The sequence below is a fragment of the Bilophila wadsworthia ATCC 49260 genome (assembly GCF_000701705.1).
Classification (GTDB): domain Bacteria; phylum Desulfobacterota; class Desulfovibrionia; order Desulfovibrionales; family Desulfovibrionaceae; genus Bilophila; species Bilophila wadsworthia.
The window spans coordinates 1-4,950 of the sequence record NZ_KL370818.1 but is presented as its reverse complement, the minus strand read 5'-3'; the positions used below and the strand labels follow the sequence as shown (position 1 = coordinate 4,950).

General features: G+C 46.9%; 3 protein-coding genes. All 3 read left to right on the top strand.

The window, feature by feature from the left end:
• Positions 1-148: 148 nt before the first annotated feature.
• Positions 149-1,213: a type I restriction enzyme HsdR N-terminal domain-containing protein gene (locus tag T370_RS0122355; protein ID WP_029437070.1), complete on the top strand. Its 1,065-nt coding sequence runs from the start codon at positions 149-151 to the stop codon at positions 1,211-1,213.
• Positions 1,188-1,493, top strand: a complete 306-nt coding sequence (locus tag T370_RS25325) for a hypothetical protein (protein ID WP_156034492.1) — start codon at positions 1,188-1,190, stop codon at positions 1,491-1,493. The genes T370_RS0122355 and T370_RS25325 overlap by 26 nt, the downstream gene beginning before the upstream one ends.
• 218 nt (positions 1,494-1,711) lie before the next feature.
• A partial coding sequence (locus tag T370_RS23980; protein ID WP_156034491.1) for a tape measure protein occupies positions 1,712-4,950 on the top strand: 3,239 nt, incomplete at its 3' end.

The following is a 4,950-nucleotide window of genomic DNA, read 5'->3' as shown; positions in this document are numbered from 1 at the left end:
CTTAACGCCCGTGTCTTCCCCACGCACGTGGGGGGGCGCCAAGCAGGGGTTGCCCCCGAAAGCCCCTTCCCCACAGTTGGGGCTTTTCACGTCTGCCCTTGACATAGACTCGTTTATATGGCGTGAGTGAGAAAGGAGGAGTTAGACTATGGATGCAGCAAAAATAGCGGCACTGGCAGAAAGAGTACGGCAAGTACAGGGACAGTCGCTCAATGAAGCTATGACCAAAAATTCTCTGATCATGCCTTTCATAAATGCTCTAGGCTATGACGTATTCAATCCCTCTGAGGTTGCGGCAGAGTACACTGCCGATTTTGGGACAAAACGCGGAGAAAAAATAGATTTTGCACTTCTCAAAGAAGGGAATCCCGTAATCCTCATCGAATGTAAACCTCTTGGCGCCCCACTTGACACAGGAAAGTGTTCTCAACTCTTTCGATATTTTTCCACACAACCTGCCCGTATTGGTATTTTAACGGATGGGTGCCGCTATCTTTTCTTCAGCGATATTGATCAACTAAATATCATGGACACAAAACCTTTTATGGAAATCAACCTTCTTGATTTCAACGAAAGATACCTCCCAGAAATTCAAAAACTCGCAAAAGAATCCTTTGATGAAGATGGTATTGTCAGCGCTGCTGGAAATCTAAAAATGGCTCGGGCTGTATACCTTCTCTTTTCTGATGACATGTCAAATCCATCCGATGAATTTATAAGACTTTATGCCTCTCAATGTTATGATGGTGGAAAAATTACTTCAACCATTCGAGAGCAATTTAAGCCAATTATAAAACGCGCTGTATCAGAATATATCAATGATCAAATCAATAAAAGGCTTGAGTCTGCAAAAACTGTAGAAGAAAAAATAGAAATAGAAACTCCTTCGCAGCAAATTCAAGAACAAGAAGATGATAATAATGGAATTATCACAACAGATGAAGAGTTTGCATCACTGTATGTCATTCAAGCTATTGTAAGAGGTGTTATTGAACCTAGACGAGTATATTTACGAGATGCCAAAACATACTGTTCCATTATTATAGATAATAATAACAGAAAACCCCTTTGTAGGCTTTTTTATGATGTAAAAAATCCATATGTTATTATTTATGATGAACAAGCTGAGGAAAAAGCCTATGTAAAAGAAGTTGAGGATCTATACAATTATGCTCAGCGATTTGTAAATGCAGCTCAAAAATTTGCTGAGTGAGGGAACTATGTACGGTATTGGGGAAAAAGAACTTTTGTTTATTGTCATTCCTATTATTTGTTCAATTTTATCATACAGTTTTGCAAAGAAAAAAGGCCGCTCTGCATGGGGATGGGCGCTCGCCAGCCTTTTTATTCCCCCTCTCATGATTGTAATCCTTGTACTCAATCCTACTCAGAAAATAGTCGAACGCGACGGCAAGGTTCAATGCCCGTATTGTAGAGAGTGGATTTATCCTGATGCAAAATTATGCCGGTTTTGTAAAAAAGAATTGAATTGACCCATTGATAAAGCCCCCTTCCCTAAGGTTGGGGGCTTCGCGTTCTTCATCCCACCATATGTCCTTCCGTCAGTCATCTCCCCTGCTCTAAAAACACTCAGACAATCCCTTGCCCCTCTCCCCTCTTCCAACCGTATACTCGAAAAACCTTCCAACAACCTCTTGCAGGGCGTTAGGGGGAACATGGTAGGGTTGGGACAAATTTACGAGGTGGAGCTATGCGGTTTGCAGCGACATTTGACGCAAACGGTGTGAGGAAAGGAGCGGCTGAGGCTGTTGCCAGTATGAAATCCGTTTCAGTAGAAACGGACAAGGCGTCAGCTTCCCTACGTAACGTAGCCAAAGACGCCGGGCATTATTATGACGCGCTCGGGCACCTTCACCGCGCCGACGGAAAGTTCGCGTCCTCTGCCGAAAGTGCCGCCGTTAAAGCTGGCACCCTTACGGCCAGCGTCAGGAAGGCCACAGACCAAACCCGTGCCCTTGGCTCAAGCTCCGAGAAAGCCGGAAAGCAGATTCAGGGGTTCGGTTCGGGATCGGACTCGGCCTCTAAATCTCTCGCCAAGGCTTCATCCGTAGCGGATGCCCTTAATCAGCGTTTTGCGTCCCTCACACAGCGCGTCTTATCCGTCTATGCGGCATATAAGCTTTTGGACGGCGTTGTGGCGGCTACCAATATCGGCATTCAAGCCAACGCAGCGTGGGAATCGCAAAAGCTTTCCATCGCGTCCATCGTATCCTCTACGAATCAGCTTGCCGACGCACAGGGGCGCGTACTGGAAGGCTCCGAAAAATTTGTCGCCTCACAACAGGTCGCCGAAAAGCTGATGCAGCGCCTCCAGCAACTCGGGCTTGAAACAACGGCGACGACACAGGAACTTGTCAACGGTTTTCAAGCCATCATCGCCCCCGCGCTCAAGGCCGGGTACGCCCTTGAAGAGATCCCCGAACTTGCCACTCGTGCGGCGCAGGCTATGGGGGCATTCCAGATCCCTATTCAGCAGATGCGGACAGAAGTGGAAGCTCTGCTCTCGGGGAACATCAATAAGGCTCAAGACCTCCTCGCCCCATACTTGAATATCAGTAAAGAATTGGTGAAAGAATGGAAGGCTCAAGGCGTCCTTGTTGAAGAAATTAACAAACGTCTAGAGTCGTTCAAGTATTCTGGCGATGCCATTGCGAATACATGGGAAGGGTTAGTAAGTAATACAAAAGAGTATGTAGAATTCATCTCCCGTGGTTCTACGGACGGCTTATTCAACTCGATGAAGGCATCCATTTCTCAGCTTCAGCAACTTCTCATCACGTTCAATAAAGAGACAGGAAAACCCGAAATAAGTCAGAATATTAATAATATTAGAGAAGCATATGAGCGTTTGAATAATTTCATAGGGGACAAAATCCTCACTGCAACATATGCGTTTTCTGACGCTCTCCGTAATCTGAATGATGCAGATACGCTTGCGAACCTTGAAACAACATTTTCCAACGTTTGGGATGCTGTCGTAAGCATCGGAACGGGAGCAGGAGAAGCCGCTCTAGAAATTGGTTCAATTGCTACAGCAGCAATTGATGGATGGAATAATCTACCGGATACAATTCGTGAAATCGGTCTGTTCGGCATTGCTTTATATGGGAAAAAGGGCGTACTCGCCCTTGCTGGCGTAGCTATAGCAAACCGTTTTATCCAAAACACAATGAAGGCCATAGCGTTGGTTCAAAGTGGCGAACTGAGTAATTCGGAATGGGCCTCCATGACTGGTGACGAGCTTGAGGAATGGATAAAAAATTACGAGAAAAAGCAAAAACAATCTATAGATGCAATATCCGGCTATTCAAAAGACAAAAATGCTGAAGCATTAATGTTTATACGAAACCAATATAGAGAACAAACAGCATCTCTAGAAAAAGAACTTCAAGAGCAACAACGCCTTTATGATATATACTCACAAAATGCTAAAAATTACGACTTTGATATTTATGGACGAGAAGCGGCACAAGAACAGGCCGACAACATCGCACAACGAATAGACGCGATAAAAAGCAAGCTCAATGAAGTAACCGACGCGCTGCATTCTATTAATCAGGAGGCTACCTCTTTTGATTTAGAGGAATTATTTCCGACAGCGCCATTTTCTGATGCTACAGCCTCTTTAGCCGGGCTTCTCACTACTTCAAGGCTGTTTGGACAAAGCCTCTTCACAGCGAAGAAGGCTGTTAACGACTTGGACGGGGCAACTGCTGAAGTTTCTTTCAATCTGAATTTTGCAGGTGGTGCGCAAAATTTCCTGAGCGGAGATCCCGGCGAAGGAACCCCCTTTGCTATTGACGCATGGAGACAAGCTACACTTGGCTTTTTCAAAGAAATGCAAGATGGCATCAGGGCTACATCTACGCTCGGCAAAACTGCCGCAGACGACGGCAAAAAGAAAGCCAAACAGATTGAATCAGCCCTGCACTCTGTCGAGTCCGAGCTGAACAAGCTCCAAATGACAGACGCGCAGTACAGGCAATGGCAGGTCGACGAGAAGGTCGAGAAACTTGAAAAACTTCTCGGATCAACAAATCCGAAGGTCATTGAGCTTCGGACTTCACTTCAGAAAGAATTGAACGACAATCTGTTCAAGGATGTCCTCAAATTCGCAAATCCTGCCGCTGCCGCCGTTGCCACAGTAGAAAAAGAATATGACGACTGGAAGAAGAATCTTGAACAGCTTAAGAAGCAAGCTCCCGATAAGTACGCCAAGCTCATGGCCGAAAATATCAACCTGATGGCCGACGCGCAGCGCCAGTACAACAATGCGCTTGAGCAGGCCAAATCCACATTCATCAACTTCCGCAAAGAGACGGCGGACATTTACGCCCAGTCCACGATGACGGACGAGGAATATTTCGTCTATCAAACCAACCGCCAGATCGAGGAATGGGAGAAGCAAGGCCAGTCAAGAGCAGACATTGACGAACGCGTCAACGCACTACTCCTCCAGCGCAACAATAAGTACAGCGCGGATTTCGGAAAAATGTGGGAGGAAACATACAATAGAGTCGATCAAGCTGGCGCGGACATGCTGGAAAACTTCCTCAGCGGCACGAAGAACACTTTTGATTCGCTCAAGAAAATGTTCATCCGCACGCTGGCTGAAATGGCAAACGCGGCATGGCTGCGGCCTATCACCGTTCAAATCATGGGCACACTCGGCGGCGTCTTTGGCGTCGGCGGGACGGCGCTTGCGTATGACTCAGCTACAGGAAAAATGGTCAATGCTTCCGCTGGTGGTTTGCTTGGCAACGTTCCGCTTTCCAACCTGTCCAGCTTTCTCCCCGATTCTTTCACTTCCAGTCTGTCCGGCATCATGGGAGCGACTCTTCCGGGTACTGTTTCCGCGCTGACGACGCCGGGAGCGTACACGGCGGGGGAAATCCTGCTCATGCAGGGCGGCGGCACCACGGCGGGTAC